Annotated in this window: 18 protein-coding genes; 4 read left to right on the top strand and 14 right to left on the bottom strand. The window is 69.4% G+C overall.

Annotation, left to right across the window (positions count from 1 at the left end):
* Positions 1 to 113: 113 nt before the first annotated feature.
* The 10 genes from rapZ to H570_RS0101905 form a co-directional block, all read right to left on the bottom strand.
* The gene (gene rapZ, locus H570_RS0101860) at positions 114 to 1013 is read right to left on the bottom strand and encodes an RNase adapter RapZ (protein ID WP_051175976.1); all 900 of its coding nucleotides are present in this window, start codon (positions 1011 to 1013) and stop codon (positions 114 to 116) included.
* Positions 1010 to 1969 (bottom strand): HPr(Ser) kinase/phosphatase, encoded by a 960-nt coding sequence (gene hprK, locus H570_RS0101865; RefSeq protein WP_027079265.1) that lies wholly within the window; start codon positions 1967 to 1969, stop codon positions 1010 to 1012. The genes rapZ and hprK overlap by 4 nt, the downstream gene beginning before the upstream one ends.
* Positions 1966 to 2439: a PTS sugar transporter subunit IIA gene (locus tag H570_RS0101870; protein WP_027079266.1), complete on the bottom strand. Its 474-nt coding sequence runs from the start codon at positions 2437 to 2439 to the stop codon at positions 1966 to 1968. Before H570_RS0101870 ends, hprK begins: the two co-directional genes overlap by 4 nt.
* A gap of 22 nt (positions 2440 to 2461) precedes the next feature.
* A complete protein-coding gene (gene hpf / locus H570_RS0101875) occupies positions 2462 to 2791 on the bottom strand; it encodes a ribosome hibernation-promoting factor, HPF/YfiA family (RefSeq protein ID WP_027079267.1) in 330 nt (109 codons plus the stop codon).
* Positions 2792 to 2921: 130 nt separating this feature from the next.
* Positions 2922 to 4343: an RNA polymerase factor sigma-54 gene (locus H570_RS0101880; protein WP_027079268.1), complete on the bottom strand. Its 1422-nt coding sequence runs from the start codon at positions 4341 to 4343 to the stop codon at positions 2922 to 2924.
* 160 nt (positions 4344 to 4503) lie between these two features.
* Positions 4504 to 5223 carry an LPS export ABC transporter ATP-binding protein gene (gene lptB, locus H570_RS0101885; protein ID WP_027079269.1) on the bottom strand — a complete coding sequence of 240 codons (720 nt, stop codon included), beginning with the start codon at positions 5221 to 5223 and terminating at the stop codon, positions 4504 to 4506.
* On the bottom strand, positions 5223 to 5789 hold the full coding sequence (gene lptA, locus H570_RS0101890) for a lipopolysaccharide transport periplasmic protein LptA (RefSeq protein ID WP_051175977.1): 567 nt from the start codon (positions 5787 to 5789) through the stop codon (positions 5223 to 5225). The genes lptB and lptA overlap by 1 nt, the downstream gene beginning before the upstream one ends.
* The gene (lptC, locus tag H570_RS0101895; RefSeq protein WP_027079271.1) at positions 5770 to 6330 is read right to left on the bottom strand and encodes an LPS export ABC transporter periplasmic protein LptC; all 561 of its coding nucleotides are present in this window, start codon (positions 6328 to 6330) and stop codon (positions 5770 to 5772) included. Before lptC ends, lptA begins: the two co-directional genes overlap by 20 nt.
* Positions 6327 to 6869 carry a KdsC family phosphatase gene (locus tag H570_RS0101900; RefSeq protein ID WP_027079272.1) on the bottom strand — a complete coding sequence of 181 codons (543 nt, stop codon included), beginning with the start codon at positions 6867 to 6869 and terminating at the stop codon, positions 6327 to 6329. Before H570_RS0101900 ends, lptC begins: the two co-directional genes overlap by 4 nt.
* Positions 6870 to 6974: 105 nt before the next feature.
* On the bottom strand, positions 6975 to 7985 hold the full coding sequence (locus tag H570_RS0101905) for a KpsF/GutQ family sugar-phosphate isomerase (protein ID WP_027079273.1): 1011 nt from the start codon (positions 7983 to 7985) through the stop codon (positions 6975 to 6977).
* 122 nt (positions 7986 to 8107) lie between these two features.
* On the opposite strand from H570_RS0101905, the gene H570_RS0101910 reads away from it, so the two are divergent.
* The 3 genes from H570_RS0101910 to H570_RS0101920 all read left to right on the top strand — a co-directional run bounded on the left by H570_RS0101910 (position 8108) and on the right by H570_RS0101920 (position 10066).
* Complete coding sequence (locus tag H570_RS0101910; RefSeq protein WP_027079274.1) at positions 8108 to 8341, top strand: BolA family protein; 234 nt, start codon at positions 8108 to 8110, stop codon at positions 8339 to 8341.
* Positions 8342 to 8486: 145 nt separating this feature from the next.
* A complete protein-coding gene (gene murA / locus H570_RS0101915) occupies positions 8487 to 9743 on the top strand; it encodes a UDP-N-acetylglucosamine 1-carboxyvinyltransferase (RefSeq protein WP_027079275.1) in 1257 nt (418 codons plus the stop codon).
* A 2-nt stretch (positions 9744 to 9745) separates the two neighbouring features.
* Positions 9746 to 10066 carry a hypothetical protein gene (locus H570_RS0101920; RefSeq protein ID WP_036134647.1) on the top strand — a complete coding sequence of 107 codons (321 nt, stop codon included), beginning with the start codon at positions 9746 to 9748 and terminating at the stop codon, positions 10064 to 10066.
* A 482-nt stretch (positions 10067 to 10548) separates the two neighbouring features.
* On the opposite strand, the gene H570_RS0101925 is transcribed toward H570_RS0101920, so the two are convergent.
* Genes H570_RS0101925 through purM form a run of 4 tightly spaced genes read right to left on the bottom strand, consistent with a single transcriptional unit; the run spans position 10549 to position 13738 of the window.
* Positions 10549 to 11241, bottom strand: a complete 693-nt coding sequence (locus H570_RS0101925) for a DUF3108 domain-containing protein (protein ID WP_425411535.1) — start codon at positions 11239 to 11241, stop codon at positions 10549 to 10551.
* Positions 11238 to 12008 (bottom strand): DUF3108 domain-containing protein, encoded by a 771-nt coding sequence (locus H570_RS0101930; RefSeq protein ID WP_027079278.1) that lies wholly within the window; start codon positions 12006 to 12008, stop codon positions 11238 to 11240. Before H570_RS0101930 ends, H570_RS0101925 begins: the two co-directional genes overlap by 4 nt.
* Positions 12009 to 12018: 10 nt before the next feature.
* Positions 12019 to 12690, bottom strand: a complete 672-nt coding sequence (gene purN, locus H570_RS0101935; protein WP_027079279.1) for a phosphoribosylglycinamide formyltransferase — start codon at positions 12688 to 12690, stop codon at positions 12019 to 12021.
* 19 nt (positions 12691 to 12709) lie between these two features.
* On the bottom strand, positions 12710 to 13738 hold the full coding sequence (purM, locus tag H570_RS0101940) for a phosphoribosylformylglycinamidine cyclo-ligase (protein ID WP_036134650.1): 1029 nt from the start codon (positions 13736 to 13738) through the stop codon (positions 12710 to 12712).
* Between the two features lie 215 nt (positions 13739 to 13953).
* On the opposite strand from purM, the gene H570_RS15965 reads away from it, so the two are divergent.
* Positions 13954 to 15063, top strand: a complete 1110-nt coding sequence (locus H570_RS15965; protein ID WP_051175979.1) for a DUF2066 domain-containing protein — start codon at positions 13954 to 13956, stop codon at positions 15061 to 15063.
* The last annotated feature ends 4 nt before the right edge of the window (positions 15064 to 15067 follow it).

Below are 15067 nucleotides of genomic sequence, written 5' to 3' on the forward strand. Positions count from 1 at the left end.
CCCTGTGCATGGATGCCGCGCCGCTTCGCGGTAATGCGAAGCCCGGCGCCGGCATGGTCGCACGCAAGCCGCGGCGTTGCATGCCGCGAGTAGCGGTTTGCGCCCGCCGAGGGTCAGTCGAGCTCGCGGTGGTAGGTGGCCACGTCCGGCCAGCCGGCTTCGCGGGCATGCGCGGCCAGGGTCTCGGTGAGGTAGACCGAGCGGTGGCGGCCGCCGGTGCAGCCGAAAGCCACGGTCACGTAGCTGCGCGTGTCGGTGCGCATCCGCGGCAGCCAGTGGTCGAGGAAGCCGGTCACCTGGGTCACGTACTCGCGCACATCCGGCTGCGCGGCGAGGTAGTCGGCGACCTCGCGGTCGCGCCCGGACAGCGGCCGCAGCCGTGGATCCCAGTGCGGGTTGGGCAGCACCCGCGCATCGAACACGAAATCCGCGTCCGATGGCACGCCGCGACGGTACGCGAATGACTCGAACAGAAGCGACAGCGAGGCGTCCAGGCCGAGGTTGAGGTCGGTGGTGACCTGGCGCCGCAGTTGGTGGACGTTGAGGTCGCTGGTGTCGATGATCACGTCCGCCAGCGCGCGCAGCGGCTTGAGCACCTGGCGTTCGAGCGCGATGGCGTCGGCCAGCGCGAGGCCGAGGTGGCTCAGCGGGTGGCGGCGCCGGGTGTCGGCATATCGCTTGAGCAGTATCTCGTCGCGGGTGTCGAAGAACACCAGTTTCGGGTCGAGCCCCATCGTGCCGACTTCCGAAAGCCACTGCGGCAGGCTGGCGAGGTCACCGTGGCGGTTGCGCACGTCGATCCCGACGGCGAGCTTGCGGGGCGCGCCGTCGCCCTCGGCGACGCTGTGCACGAAGCTGGCGAGCAGTTCGGCCGGCAGGTTGTCGACGCAGTAGAAATCAAGGTCCTCGAAGGTCTTGAGCGCGACCGACTTGCCGCTGCCGGACATTCCGCTGACCACCAGCAGGACGGGCTTGGTGTCGTTCGTTGTCGGTTCGCCGACGGATTCGTTCATGGCACGCCGCGCTCCAGGAAATGCGAATGGCGAGCCATGAACGCCGCCGCCGGGTCGACGCCCTTGGCCCGCAGGATATGCATGCGCGTGGCTGCTTCGGTCAGCACCGCCAGGTTGCGGCCGGGCATCACCTGCAGGGTGATCAGCGGCACGTCCAGGTCGAGGACGCGGCGCACGCCAAGATCACCGGTCAGGCGCTCCATGCCGTCGCTGGCACTGGGCTTCGGTGCCAGCTGCGGCGGGGTCAGGTGGACGACCAGGCGCAGGTACTTGTTCCGCTTCACCGCGGTGTCGCCGAACATCTCGCGGATGTTCAGCACGCCCAGGCCGCGCAGTTCGAGCAGGTCCTGCAGCAGTTCCGGGCAGGTGCCGTCGAGCACATCGGGGGCGATCTGGGTGAACTCGGGCGCGTCGTCGGCCACCAGGCGATGGCCGCGCGAGAGCAGTTCGAGCGCCAGCTCGCTCTTGCCCGATCCCGACTCGCCGGTGATCAGCACGCCGATCGAGTAGATCTCCATGAACACCCCATGCAGGGTGACCCGGGGCGCCAGCTTGCGGGCCAGGTGGTACTGGAGGTGGTTGAGCAGTTCATGGCCGCGCCGTGGCGAACTCCACAGCGGCGTGTCCGACTCCTCGGCCGCTTCGGCCAGGTCGTCGGGACAGCGCTGGTCCTTGCTGATCACCAGCGCCAGCGGCCGGTAGCGCATCAGTTTCTCGATGATTTCCCAGCGCAGCCGCGAGTCCAGCGAGTCCAGCCAGGACAGCTCCTCGGTGCCCAGGATCTGCACCTTGTTGGGGTAGATGGTGTTGAGGTAGCCGGCCAGCGACGGCCGGCGGGCAACGGTGTCGACCGCCTCCAGCACGCGCGATTCGCCCCGCTGCCCCGCGATCCAGTGCAGGTCGAGGCTGTCGCGCATCTGCTCGAACAGGTCGGCGGCGGTGATGCTCGCGTTCAATGCAGCATTGCCATGGTCGGCTGCGGCAGGCCCAGCAGGATGGCGTGCAGCGTGCGCACGTCGCGGGCGTCGCGCAGCGCGTCGCGGAATCCCTGGCTGGAAAACCGTTCGGCCAGTTCCGACAGGATTTCCAGGTGCTGCTGCGGCGAGTGCTGCGGCACGCTCATCGCGAACACCAGGTCGACCGGCGCGTGGTCGCGGGCGCCGAAGTCGACCGGGTGGTCGAGCAGCAGGAAGGCCCCGCGCGCGACGCTGAACGCCTTGCTGCGGGCGTGCGGGATGGCCACGCCGTGGCCGATGGCCGTGCTGCCCAGCGCCTCGCGTTCCCGCAGCGCGGTCCCGATGAGCGGGGTCATGGCGGGCGAGGCGTCCGCCAGCAGCCGGGCTGCGGCGTCGAGGACCTGGTCCCGGTTGCCCGCTCCAGTCAGCATCACGATGCGCCCGGGGGCGAGCAGGTCGGCGATCGGCATGGGACGGCGCCGTCCGTGCGGATCAGGTGAATTCGCCGCTGCGCGCGATGCTTTCGCCGCGGCGGTAGTTGTCCACCATCTTCTGCTTGTGCTTGAGCAGCAGCCGGTCGAGCTTGTCGGCCAGCAGGTCGATCGCCGCGTACATGTCGACGGCGCTGGCATCGGCGTGCAGGTTCTGCCCCGCCACGTTGATCGTGGCCTCGGCGCAGTGGTTGGGCTTGTCGAGGCTGAGCTGGGTACGGATCTCGAAGGGCTGTTCGAAATGGCGCCCCAGGCGCTCGAACTTGCTTTCGACGTATTCGCGCAGCGCGGAGGTCACCTTGATCTCATGGCCGTGGATATCGATACGCATTCGCCACCTCCTGGTTTTCCGGCCGGGCTGGCCGGGGATCCAGCATCGCCCGAAGCGGGCGCGCAAGGGATAAAAACAGGTTAACCCAGCGTGCCGGCGGCGGGAAGGTTCAGGGCGGGCGGGGGCGTGCTCACGCCACGCGGACGCGCTCGTGCGAGGAGGGAATGTTGAGCAGTTCGCGGTACTTGGCCACGGTGCGCCGGGCCACGGGCACGCCGCTGGCCTTCAATGTCTCGGCCAGGCGCGCATCGGACAGCGGCTTGCGCGGGTTCTCGGCCTCGATCAGGCGCTTGATCATTTCCTGGATGGCGATGCTCGACGCCTCGCCGCCGCCATCGGTGCCGATCCCGGAAGCGAAGAACGCGCGCAGCGGAATCGTCCCGCGCGGCGTGCGCACGTACTTGCGCGAGATCGAGCGGGAAATGGTCGATTCGTGCAGGCCGACCTCGGCCGCGACCTCGCGCAGGGTCAGCGGGCGCAGGGCCTGCGGGCCGAATTCGAGGAACCCGGACTGCTCGCGGACCAGGCACTGCACCACCTTGAGCAGGGTTTCGCCGCGCTGTGCCAGGTTCTTCAGCAGCCAGCGCGCTTCCTGCAGGCGGCCGCGCAGGTAGCCGGCATCGCTGCTGCCGGCGTGCTGGATCATCTGCTCGTAGCCGCGATGGATGGTGAGCCGCGGCAGGCGTTCGTTGGCCAGCGCCACCCGCCACATGCCGTTCTGGCGGGTGATCACGCAGTCGGGGGTGACGTAGGTGTTGGCCGGCAGGTCGCCGATCTGGGCGCCGGGGCGCGGGTCGAGCGAGCGCAGCAGCGCCAGCGCCTGTTCGGCGGGCTCCAGTTCGCAGCGCAGCTCGGCGGCCACGCCCTCGATGCCGATCCTGGGCAGGCGATCGATGTGGTCGGTGGCGATGCGGCGCGCCAATGCGCGCCCGGGGGTGTCGTCGGGCAGGTTGTCGAGCTGCAGCACCAGGCATTCGCCGAGGTCGCGCGCGCCGACGCCCACCGGATCGAGGCGCTGCACGTGGTGCAGCACGGCCAGCACCTCGTCGGTCGTGCACTGGATCTCCGGCAGCAGCGATTGCGCGATCGCGTCCAGCGACTCGCGCAGGTAGCCGTCGTCGTCGATCGCGTCGATCAGCATCAGCCCGATGCGCCGGTCGCGCCCGGACATCTGGGTCAGGTGCAGCTGCCATGACAGGTGGTCCTGCAGCGAGTCGGCCTGCGCCACGCGGTCGGCCGGATCGTCGCCGTCGTCGCCCTGCCAGCCGCGCGATTCCTGCCACGCTTCGCCGGACTGGCCCCAGTCGTCGTCGCGGAATTCGGTGTCTTTCGCGTCGCCGTCGTCCGCCTCGGTGCCCGGCGCATCGTCGCTGCCGTCGCCGACGCGCAGCGGTTCGGATTCATCCCAGTCGAGCAGGGGGTTGCTCTCGACCGCGGCGTTGATCTCGGCCTCGAGTTCCAGCGCCGAAAGCTGCAGCAGGTGCAGCGCCTGGCGCAACTGTGGCGTCAGGACGAGCTGTTGTCCCAGCGATGTCTGGAGGCGTGGTTTCATCTTCCCCTGCAGCGCCCGTCGATATCCGGACCCGACCTCGGCCATCCTACCTGCCGTCCGGGGCGGGACGGCATCGGTGCCGGAGGTTGCGGCCGGCCTTCCATCGCCGGTCGCCAAGGATGAGGAAGACGCTTCGAGGCGCCTGCCATGCGTCCTCGACCTAGAGGCGGAAGGATTCGCCCAGGTAGACGCGACGCACGTCCGGATTGGCCAGCAGCGCGTCCGGAGCCCCCTGCGCGAGCACGCTGCCTTCGCTGAGGATATACGCCCGGTCGCAAATGCCCAAGGTCTCGCGGACGTTGTGGTCGGTAATCAGCACGCCGATGCCGCGGTTCTTGAGGTGGCGGACGATGCGCTGGATCTCGCCGACCGAGATCGGGTCGACGCCGGCGAACGGTTCGTCGAGCAGCATCAACCGCGGGTTGGCTGCCAGGGCGCGGGCGATCTCGACCCGGCGCCGCTCGCCGCCAGACAGGCTGGCGCCGATCTGCTCGGCGACGTGGCCGACCTGCAGCTCGTCCATCAGGCTGGACAGTTCGCGTTCGCGCGCGTTGCGGTCGAGATCGTCGCGCAGCTCCAGCACCAGCCGGATGTTGTCGGCGACGCTGAGCTTGCGGAACACCGACGGTTCCTGCGGCAGGTAGCCGACGCCCAGGCGGGCGCGCGTGTACATGGGCTCGGCGGTGATGTCGCGGCCGTCGAGCACGATCTCGCCCTCGTCGGCCGGGACCAGGCCGACGATCATGTAGAAGCAGGTGGTCTTGCCGGCGCCGTTGGGGCCGAGCAGGCCGACGACCTCGCCGGCGTCGAGGGTCAGCCCGAAGTCGCGCACCACCTCGCGCGAGCGGTACCGCTTGCGCAGTCCCTTGGCGACCAGCATCAGTTCTTGTCCTGCTGCGCCGGCTCGGCCTTCGGCTCGGGCTTCGCGTCCCCGGCCGGTGCCTGGTTCTTCGGCTCGAAGGTCATGTTGACGCGGCCGCCGGCGCCGGCGGCCGCGCCGCTCTGCACCTGGCCGGTCGCCATGTTGTAGACGATGCGCTCGCCGGAGATGCTGCCGCGGCCGGGCTGCTTCACCACCGCATTGCCGCTGAACACCACGGTGTCGCGGTTCTGGTCGTAGTCGATCCGCGCGGCGGTGGCATTCATCCAGCCGCCGTCGTCCATCTGCTGCTTCATCTTCACCGGCGAGCCGCTGAGCTTGATGACCTGCTCGTTGCCGCCGCGGCGGACGTCCGCCTTCGACGAATGGATCTCGAGCGTGCCCTGCACGATGTGCACGTTGCCGCGCAGGATGCAGGGTTCGGATTCATTGACCGAGCAGTCGCTGCTGTCGGAGCTGACGTTCATGCGCTGGTTGCGGTCGGACGACTTGGCCCACGCGCTTCCCACGCACAGGCACAGCAGCGCGACGAGGACCGTCGGAAAACTAGCGGTGCGTCGGATCATGGCTCAGGCTGACCTTGGAAAGGAGCTGGATGCGGTTGGTGGCCAGGTCGGCCCGCATTCCAGTGCCCTGCATTGTAGAGGTGGGGCCGGTGACGGTCACCAGAACGGCAGAAGCCGCCTTGTTCGCATCCGGGAATACGTTCAGTTGCTCGGTCTTCATCGTGCTGGGGCGTGAATCGCCGGGCGGGCTGGTGGCCTCCACCTTGCCGCGCAGGCGGATCTCGCTGTTGTCGGCGGCGACCCAGCCGGTCTTCGATCGAACCTCCCAGCGCTTGCCTTCCTTGTCGGGGATCAGGAACAGCGGCGTGGCAATCGACAGGGTCTTGTCGTCGGGGCTGCGGCTGAGCTCCGGCGCGCGCAGCACGAAGGCCTCCTTGCCCTGCTTGTCCAGCGCCACCAGTTCGAAATCGTGCAGCACGTAGTCGGGTCGTGCCACGGCGGCGGCCGCTGCCGGTTCGGGTGCGCGCTGGCGCCACACCGCCCAGCCGGTGACCGCGGCAGCGACCAGCAGCACCAGGGTGAGCACGCCGCGCCAGCTCATGGCGCGTCCACCGCGGCCAGCAGCGTGTCCACGTGGCCCTGGGCGGAGAGCAGCAGGTCGCACAGCTCGCGCGCCGCGCCTTCGCCGCCGCGTGCGGTGGTGCACCAGTGCGCGCGTTCGCGCGTCCAGGCGTGCGCGCTGGCCGGGGCCACGCCCAGGCCGACGGCGCGGATGACGCGGATGTCGGGCAGGTCGTCGCCCATGAAACACACCTGCGCCAGCCCGATGCCCAGTTCGCTGGCCAGCCCTTCGACGCAGGCGAGCTTGTCGCCGACGCCGACGTGCGAGCGCACGCCAAGGTCGCGTGCGCGGTGAGCGGCGGCGGCGCTGCTGCGCGCGGTGACGAAGGCGACCTCGATGCCCGACTTGCGCAGCAGCGCCAGGCCTTGCCCGTCGAGCACGCTGAAGGCCTTGGACTCGCGGCCGTCGGCGTCGAAGTACAGGCGGCCATTGGTAAGCGTGCCGTCGACGTCGAAGCACGCCAGGCGGATCTTCGCGGCGCGGTCGAGGATGTCGGCTGGGATGTCGTGGTTCGGCATGCGGCTGGCTTCGTGTCCGTGTTAGTGCGTTCGCATCATGCGGTCATGGAAGGTTTCGCGACGCGACTCGGGCTGTCCCCAACCCCGAATCCCGAATCCCCGCTTTTAAACCACCCGGGCCCGCAACAGGTCGTGAATGTTGAGCGCGCCCACCACGCGGCGCTCGTCGTCGAGTACCACCAGCATGGTGATCTTGCGGTCCTCCATGAGCCGCGCCGCCTCGCTCGCCAACGCGCCGGCATCGATCGCCACCGGCGAGCGCGTCATCACGTCGGCGATGCGCGCGGCGTGCACGTCGATCGACGGATCGGCGAGCGTGCGGCGCAGGTCGCCGTCGGTGTACAGGCCGAGCAGGCGGCCGCCGCCGTCGACGATCGCGGTCATGCCCAGGCGCTTGCGGCTCATCTCCATCAGCGCGTCGGCCAGCGAAGCGTCCGCGGGCACGACGGGCACTTCGTCGCCGGCGTGCATCACATCGCCGATATGCAGCAGCAGGCGCCGGCCCAGCGCGCCGGCGGGGTGCGAGCGGGCGAAGTCGTCGGCGGTGAAGCCGCGCGCTTCCAGCAGCGCCACCGCCAGTGCGTCGCCCATCGCCATCGAAGCGGTGGTGCTGGACGTCGGCGCGAGGTGCAGCGGGCAGGCTTCGACGGGCACGCTCACGTCCAGGTGCACGTCGGCCTCGCGCGCCAGCGTCGACTGCGGGCGCCCGGTCATCGCCACCAGCGGGTTGCCCTGGCGCTTGAGCACCGGCAGCAGCATCAGGATCTCGTCGGATTCGCCCGAGTACGACAGCGCCAGCACCACGTCGGCGTCGGTGATCATGCCCAGGTCGCCGTGGCCGGCCTCGCCGGGATGCACGTAGAACGCAGGGGTGCCGGTGGAGGCGAACGTGGCGGCGATCTTGCGTGCCACGTGCCCGGACTTGCCCATGCCGATGCACACCACGCGCCCGCGGCAGGCGAGCAGGATGCGGCAGGCGCTGGAGAAGTCGCCGTTGATCCGGTCGCTGACGGCTTCCAGCCCGCGGGCCTCGGTTTCGAGGACGCGGCGGCCGCTGGCGGCCAGCGTGGCGTCGTCGACGGGCGGTGTTGGGGAGGGAGCCGTGTTGTCGGCCATATCGAAGCCGGGGTCTTTGGGTTAGGCTAATCGGTTCATTTTATGCGTTTCGCGGCGTAAAAGCCCGCTCGATCGGCCGCGAGCCGCCCCCGCTCATGCGGGCTTCACGAGGATTCCAGGCATTGGACACCAACACCATCCGCCAGCTCATAGAACAGGGACTGCCCGGCGCGCGCGTCGCGGTGCAGGGCGACGACGGCGTGCACTTCGAGGCGCTGGTCGTCTCCGACGCGTTCCGGGGCAAGCTGCCGCTGGCGCGGCACCGGCTGGTCTACGCCACGCTCGGCGATCTCATGGGCGGCGAAATCCACGCCCTGGCGCTGCGCACGTTGACCCCGGAAGAACACGCCCAGTAGAAGTCGCCCCGGCGACCAGCCCGCGCGGCAAGAGCGCGGATCGCGGCTCCGGTGCCCGGTCCGTATCGACATACACTTTCCATTTCCCCTGCCGCGCGTGTCCCCGAGGCCGGCGCGGTCCGCTCACCAAGCCAGCAGGCCCCGAATGCAGAAAATCATCGTCAGCGGCGGCATTGCGCTCAACGGCGAGGTGGCCATATCGGGCGCCAAGAACGCCGTGTTGCCGATCCTGTGCGCCACGCTGCTTGCCGACGAGCCGGTATCGATCGGCAACGTGCCGGACCTGCATGACGTCAAGACCACGCTGCGCCTGCTGGCCGAACTTGGCGCGGGCGTCATCGTCCAGGACGGCGCCGACCTGCAGATCGACCCGCGCACCGTGCGCAGCCACGTCGCGCCCTACGAACTGGTCAAGACCATGCGCGCCTCGGTGCTGGTGCTCGGCCCGCTGCTGGCAAAGCATGGCGCGGCCGAGGTCTCGCTGCCCGGCGGCTGCGCGATCGGCTCGCGGCCGGTCGACCTGCACATCAAGGCGCTCGAAGCGCTGGGCGCCCGGATCACCGTCGAGCACGGTTTCATCAAGGCCAGCGCCGCGCGGCTGCGCGGCGGCAACGTGTCGTTCGACATCGTCAGCGTCGGCGCAACCGAGAACGTGCTGATGGCAGCAACCCTCGCCGACGGGACAACGGTCATCGACAACGCGGCGAAGGAACCCGAGATCGTCGACCTGGCGGACTGCCTGGTGGCGATGGGTGCCGACATCGAGGGTGCCGGCACCGACCGCATCGTGGTGCGCGGCGTCGAACGCCTGCACGGCGGCAGCCATCGGGTCGTTGCCGATCGCATCGAAACCGGCACCTTCCTGGTGGCCGCGGCGATGACCGGCGGCTGCGTCACCGCCACGCACGCGCGCCCCGGCACGCTCGACGCGGTGCTCGACAAGCTGGTCGAGGCCGGTGCCGACGTCGGCACGCGTGGCGACCGCATCACCGTCGACATGCGCGGGCGCCGGCCGAAGGCGGTCGACATCGTCACCGCGCCGCACCCCGGCTTCCCCACCGACATGCAGGCGCAGTTCATGGCGATGAACTGCATCGCCGACGGCGTCGGCACCATCGACGAAACGATCTTCGAGAACCGCTTCATGCACGTGCAGGAACTGGCGCGCCTGGGCGCCGAGATCCACGTCGAAGGCAACCGCGCCATCGTGACCGGCGTGGCGAAACTCAGCGGCGCCCCGGTGATGGCGACCGACCTGCGCGCCTCGGCGTCGCTGATCCTCGCCGGGCTGGTCGCCGAGGGCGACACCACCATCGACCGCATCTACCACCTCGACCGCGGCTACGAGAACATCGAGCGCAAGCTGTCGGGGCTGGGCGCGCGGATCCGCCGCGTCGACTGAGCATGCAGCCCGCCGGCCGGCCATCGGGAATCCCGCTGCGGCGCAAGCTGCTGTTCGGCGCGCTCGCGCTGCTGGTCCTGTACTCGGGCTATGCGTGGCATGCGGGCCTGGCGTTCACCTCGGGCATCGCCACGCAGGACATGGACTGGAACGGCGATGGCAAGGTGTCCACGCGCGAAGCCATGCAGTCGTGGTACGCGGTGACCGTGCGCAGCACGCGCGAGGGCAAGCGCGAATGCCACAGTTTCTTCTGGCGCGGCCAAGAAGATGGCCAGCCGATCCGGGTGGACTGCCGGACGACGTTTTCCGGGCAGGAAGACTGACGCGGGATCCATGCGTCATGGGTAGCCGGCAATAGCCGTTCCATTGCCCCAGCCCCCAGCCCCCAGCCCCCAGCTCCCAGCTCCCAGCTCCCAGCCCCCAGCTCCCAGCTCCCAGCCCCCAGCTCCCAGCCCCCAGCCCCCAGCCCCCAGCCCCCAGCTTTTGCTTTGCCCTTGCTCTTTCCCGCAAATGAATTCACACCGCATTCCCGCAGACCCGAAGGGCGCCGCACACGACGTGCGGCGCCTCCGGGTCTGCGGAGCTGCGGCGTAGATTTGTTTGCGGAAAAGCAAGAAAAGCCAAGTCCCAAGGTCTGAGGATGACCCGACGGCTGCCGTCAAATTGGAAGGCGAGGGGCAGGGGCTTTGGCAAGTGATGCCGGAGGCGCTGGACGAGCAGGCGTTCCCCTGCTGGAAACCCGTCTTCGAAGAGGACGGATCAGACCGCACGATTCCCGGAACGGCACTGCGATCCGGGAACGGCTCTACTGCACCGACTGGATCCGCAGGTCGATCTCGTCCTTGCCGTCCTTGCGCTGCAGGATGCGCGCCGGCACCGGCAGGCCTTCGACGACCCACGCGACGGTTTCCTTGTTGCCGCTGGCGTACGAGACCTTGGTCGCGGGGCGTGGCTTGCCGCCGACGGTGATGGTGTCCTTGCCGACGACCTTGTAGGTCAGCTTCTTGACCCGGCCGTCCTCGACCATCCGGTACGAAAGCGGCTTGCCCGCGGGAACGTCGCGGGCGAGTTCGAGGTTGAGCAGCAGCGCATCGACGTCGCCGGCCTGCAGCTTCACCGGGCCGGCGCGCTCGGCCTTGACGTCGCCGCTCCATGTGGCAACGCCCTTGCCCCAGTCGTAGGTCGCCTGCTTGTCGGTCTTCTTGATCAGCAGCAGTGACGAGTCGGTTCCCGAGAGCGGGCGCCACTTGCCGTCGTGGTCTTCGAACACGGTGCTCTGGTCGAGCTTGATGCCGCCGCTGCCGATGCTGAGCGTGTACTTCCAGCGATCGTTGCCTTGCGGCTCCAGGGTCATCCGGCCGTTGCCCTGCAGGCCCATGTAGCTGGCCTGGTAGATGGCGGTGAACGGCTCGATCGCCAGCGCCGGCATGCTGGCGAGAAGCAGCAGCGCGGCGGCGGAAAGGATGGACTTCCTGTTCTTGCGGAGGATCTTCATCATTGGATTCCCTGGTATTCGATCAGGCGCAGGTCGATGCCGTCACGGCCATCTTCCCGCTGCAGCATGCGGACCGGCGTCGGCACGCCGTTGACGACCCAGAAGATGGTCTCATCGTTGCCGCCGTTGACGCGTGAAACCCGCATCGCGTCGTAGCTCAGCTCGCCGACCTTGATCGTTTCGGTCTGGTCGGCCACCTGGTAGACGTGGTCGCGGACGCGGCCGCCGTCGACGAACCTGTACTGCAGGCGCGCGCCGGGGCGTGCGTCGCGGATCACCGCAAGGTTGATCAGCAGGCCGCTCATGTCGCCGTCGTGCAGTGCGATCGGCTTGCTGCGCTCGTCCTTGATGCTGCCCTGCCAGCGGGCGCTGCGGGTGCTCCAGTCATAGACGCCGTTGATCTTCTTGCCCAGGAACAGGCCCTTGCGGATCGTGCTCTGGGTCAGCGGGCGGAACTGGCCGTCGATGTCGTCGAACACCGTGCTCTGCTGGATGTTGAGCCCGAGGATGCCGGCGAAACCGCGGTTGCCCTTGATACCCAGGTCCACGCGCCACTGGGTGCCTTCGTTGTGCACGACCTGCATGGTCGCGCTGCCGGCCAGGTCGCCCTTGTTGAAGGCCTCGTAGGTGGCGACGAACGGCTCCAGCGGGCGAGGCTGTGCCTGTTCGGCCTCGACGGCGACGGAGGCCGGTGGCGCGGTGGTGTCCTGGGCGCGTGCAGGCAGGCAGGCCAGCAGCGCCAGCAGGGCAAGTGCGGGGAAGGGCTTCATGGGGTCGACATCATGCAAAGCGCAGGTTGGCTGCCAGCTGAAGCGGGACGCTTGCGCGGCCGTCGACATGAACGCCGTCTTCAGCCAGCCGGATGCGGCCCGCCGCGAACCAGCGCAGGGTCTCCACCAGCAGCGGATGCTCGCGTTCGAGCACGCGTGCGGCCAGCGCGTCGGCATCGTCGCCGGGATGCACCGGCACCCGCGCCTGCGCGATCACCGGGCCGCCGTCGAGGTCGGGAGTGACGAAGTGGATGCTCGCGCCGTGCTCGGTCGCCGCCGCGTCCAGCGCCTGCTGGTGCGTGTGCAGGCCCTTGAAGGCCGGCAGCAGGGACGGGTGGATGTTGATCACGCGGCCGCGGCGGGCGTCGACGACGGCGCCGTCGATCAGGCGCATGTAGCCGGCGCAGACGATCAGGTCCGGCCGGACCTCGTCCACGGCCGCGAACAGGGCGGCGTCGAAGTCGACGCGGCTGGCGAATGCTTTGGGGCTCAGCGCCCGCGCGGGGATCCCGACGTCACGCGCGCGCTGCAAGGCCACGGCTGCGGGCTTGTCGGAAAACACCCCCACGATCCGCGCCGGCAGGCTGCCATCGGCAATCGCATCGAGCAGCGCCTGCAGGTTGCTGCCGCGCCCGGAGGCGAGGACGGCGATGCGATAAGACCGGGATTCGGGATTCGGGATTCGGGATTCGGGCGCGCTGTCAGCCGATGTGGACACGTTCACCACCGCCGTTGGCCGTGACGACTTCACCGATCCGGCGGTGCGACAGCGCGAGGCGGTCGAGTTCGGATTCAACCGCGGCCACCGCCGATGCGGGGACCACCAGCACGAAGCCGATGCCGCAGTTGAACGTGCGCCACATTTCCGAGTCCGCCACCGCGCCTTCGCGCTGCAGCCAGTCGAACACCGGCGGCAGCACGATGGCCGACGCCTCGATGTCGAGGCCCAGGCCATCGGGCACGACGCGGATGATGTTCTCGGTCAGCCCGCCGCCGGTGATGTGGGCCATGGCGTGGATCGAGGCGCCGTTGTCGCCGCGCAGCAGTTCCAGGATGGGTTTGACGTACAGCGCGGTCGGCGCCATCAGCGCGTCTTCGAGGCGAATGCCGCCCAGGTCGAGGTCGCCGGGACGGCCGGCGCGGTCGAAGATGCGCCGGACCAGCGAATAGCCGTTCGAATGCGGCCCGCTGGAGGCGATGCCGAGCAGCACGTCGCCGGCTTCGACGCGGCCGCCGTCGCGCAGTTCGGATTTTTCCACCGCGCCGACGGTGAAGCCCGCGAGATCGTATTCGCCCGGCGCGTACATGTCGGGCATCTCGGCGGTCTCGCCGCCGATCAGCGCGCAGCCGGCCATCTCGCAGCCCTTCGCGATGCCGCCGACCACCGCCACCGTGGTATCGATGTCGAGCTTGCCGGTGGCGAAGTAGTCGAGGAAGAACAGCGGCTCGGCGCCCTGCACCAGCACGTCGTTGACGCACATGCCGACCAGGTCGATGCCGATGGTGTCGTGGCGCCCGAGCTGCTGGGCGAGTTTGAGCTTGGTGCCGACGCCGTCGGTACCGGACACCAGCACCGGTTCGCGGTACTTGCCCGACAGGTCGAACAGCGCGCCGAAGCCGCCCAGCCCGCCCATCACCTCGGGTCGGAAGCTGCGCCTGACCAGCGGCTTGATGCGTTCGACGACCTGGTTGCCGGCATCGATGTCGACGCCGGCCTCGCGGTAGGTCATCGGGGTGGGTGCTGGGGGATTGGTGCCGGTCACGATGGCTCGCTGGGCTGGGAAAGCGCCAATTTTAGCAGCCGGGGCGGCCTGGGCCGCGCCTGGCAGGCAGCCGGACGGTTCAGGTGCGGCTTGCCGGGTGACGCGGTCCCGCCGGGCGTTCACGGAATCGCAGGGGCGCCTTTGTGGCACCATTTCGACTGGCGTGCAGGCAGGAAGGAACGATGCAGGGATCAATCCGAACCCGGTGGGCGTGGGCGACCGCGCTGTTGCTGGCCACGATGCTGGCCGCCACCGGCGCCCGCGCGCAGCGCGTCGAGGGCGACCGCGCCATCGCGCAGGGGCTCTATGCCGCCGAGGTACCGGTCAACAGCCAGGGCGAGGCCGAACGCAACGCCGGTTTCTCGCGCGCGCTGGCCGAGGTGCTGGCGAAACTGTCGGGCGATCGCAGTGCGGCGTCCAGGCCGGGCGTCGGCCGCGAGCTGCGCCGCGCCGGGGATTACGTGGACGGCTACGACTATCGCCAGGACGAAGGCGTTTCGGCCAGCGGCGCGCCCAGCTTCAGCACCAAGCTGGTGGTGCGCTTCCGCCAGGACGATATCGATGGCCTCGCCTCCGCGCTGGGGCTGCCGGTGTGGCCGGCGCCGCGGCCCAAGCCGGTGCTGTGGCTGGCGATCGATGACGGTTCCGGGCCGCGCCTGGTGGCGCTGGCGCAGAACAACGTGGCCCGTTCGGTGCTGCAGCGGGCCAAGGCACGCGGTTTCAGCCTCGGGTTGCCTTCGGGCAGCGCCGCGGAGCAGGCCGCGGTGGGTGCGATCTGGCGCGGCGACACCGCGGCCATCGCTCGACTGTCCTCGCGCTACAGCCCGCCGATGCAACTGGTCGGGAAGCTCTATCGCAGCAAGGGCGGCTGGACCGCGGACTGGACCTTCATCGACAACGGCCGCGTGTTGTCGAGCTGGAGCAACAGCGAGGGCGACGCGCGCCGGGCGATGGCCGGCGGCGCCGACGGGGCCGCGGATGCGCTGACCAAGCGGTATGCCAAGCACAGCCCGGCCGGGCCCGCGGGCAAGTATCGCGTCACCTTCACCGGGATCGACGACGGCGCCGACTATGTGCGCCTGTCCGCGCTGTTGCAGGGCATGTCGGTGGTGCGCGGCATGACGCCGCTGCGGGCGACGCCGGAGGGGCTCGAGGTCGACCTCGACCTGCTCACCGGCCTGCCGGGCTTTCGCCGCATGGTCGACGACAAGGTGCTGATGGAAGTCGGCGCTGTCGGTGAAGGATCCACGCCGGGCGAAGTGGTCGCCCCCGCAGTCTTCCGCCTGCTCTGAGAAC

Origin of the sequence: Luteimonas mephitis DSM 12574 (assembly GCF_000422305.1) — a bacterium.
Taxonomy (GTDB): Bacteria; Pseudomonadota; Gammaproteobacteria; order Xanthomonadales; family Xanthomonadaceae; genus Luteimonas; species Luteimonas mephitis.

What these genes read in the sequence shown, in the direction of transcription:
- lptA (WP_051175977.1), bottom strand. Translation starts at nt 5,789, where the DNA reads ATGATCCGACGCACCGCTAGTTTTCCGACGGTCCTCGTCGCGCTGCTG.
- H570_RS0101880 (WP_027079268.1), bottom strand. Translation starts at nt 4,343, where the DNA reads ATGAAACCACGCCTCCAGACATCGCTGGGACAACAGCTCGTCCTGACG.
- purM (WP_036134650.1), bottom strand. Translation starts at nt 13,738, where the DNA reads ATGACCTACCGCGAGGCCGGCGTCGACATCGATGCCGGCAACCAGGTC.
- lptB (WP_027079269.1), bottom strand. Translation starts at nt 5,223, where the DNA reads ATGCTGGTCGCCAAGGGACTGCGCAAGCGGTACCGCTCGCGCGAGGTG.
- H570_RS0101905 (WP_027079273.1), bottom strand. Translation starts at nt 7,985, where the DNA reads ATGGCCGACAACACGGCTCCCTCCCCAACACCGCCCGTCGACGACGCC.
- H570_RS0101930 (WP_027079278.1), bottom strand. Translation starts at nt 12,008, where the DNA reads ATGAAGCCCTTCCCCGCACTTGCCCTGCTGGCGCTGCTGGCCTGCCTG.
- H570_RS0101920 (WP_036134647.1), top strand. Translation starts at nt 9,746, where the DNA reads ATGCAGCCCGCCGGCCGGCCATCGGGAATCCCGCTGCGGCGCAAGCTG.
- H570_RS0101870 (WP_027079266.1), bottom strand. Translation starts at nt 2,439, where the DNA reads ATGCCGATCGCCGACCTGCTCGCCCCCGGGCGCATCGTGATGCTGACT.
- murA (WP_027079275.1), top strand. Translation starts at nt 8,487, where the DNA reads ATGCAGAAAATCATCGTCAGCGGCGGCATTGCGCTCAACGGCGAGGTG.
- hpf (WP_027079267.1), bottom strand. Translation starts at nt 2,791, where the DNA reads ATGCGTATCGATATCCACGGCCATGAGATCAAGGTGACCTCCGCGCTG.
- rapZ (WP_051175976.1), bottom strand. Translation starts at nt 1,013, where the DNA reads ATGAACGAATCCGTCGGCGAACCGACAACGAACGACACCAAGCCCGTC.
- H570_RS0101900 (WP_027079272.1), bottom strand. Translation starts at nt 6,869, where the DNA reads ATGCCGAACCACGACATCCCAGCCGACATCCTCGACCGCGCCGCGAAG.
- H570_RS15965 (WP_051175979.1), top strand. Translation starts at nt 13,954, where the DNA reads ATGCAGGGATCAATCCGAACCCGGTGGGCGTGGGCGACCGCGCTGTTG.
- lptC (WP_027079271.1), bottom strand. Translation starts at nt 6,330, where the DNA reads ATGAGCTGGCGCGGCGTGCTCACCCTGGTGCTGCTGGTCGCTGCCGCG.
- H570_RS0101925 (WP_425411535.1), bottom strand. Translation starts at nt 11,241, where the DNA reads ATGATGAAGATCCTCCGCAAGAACAGGAAGTCCATCCTTTCCGCCGCC.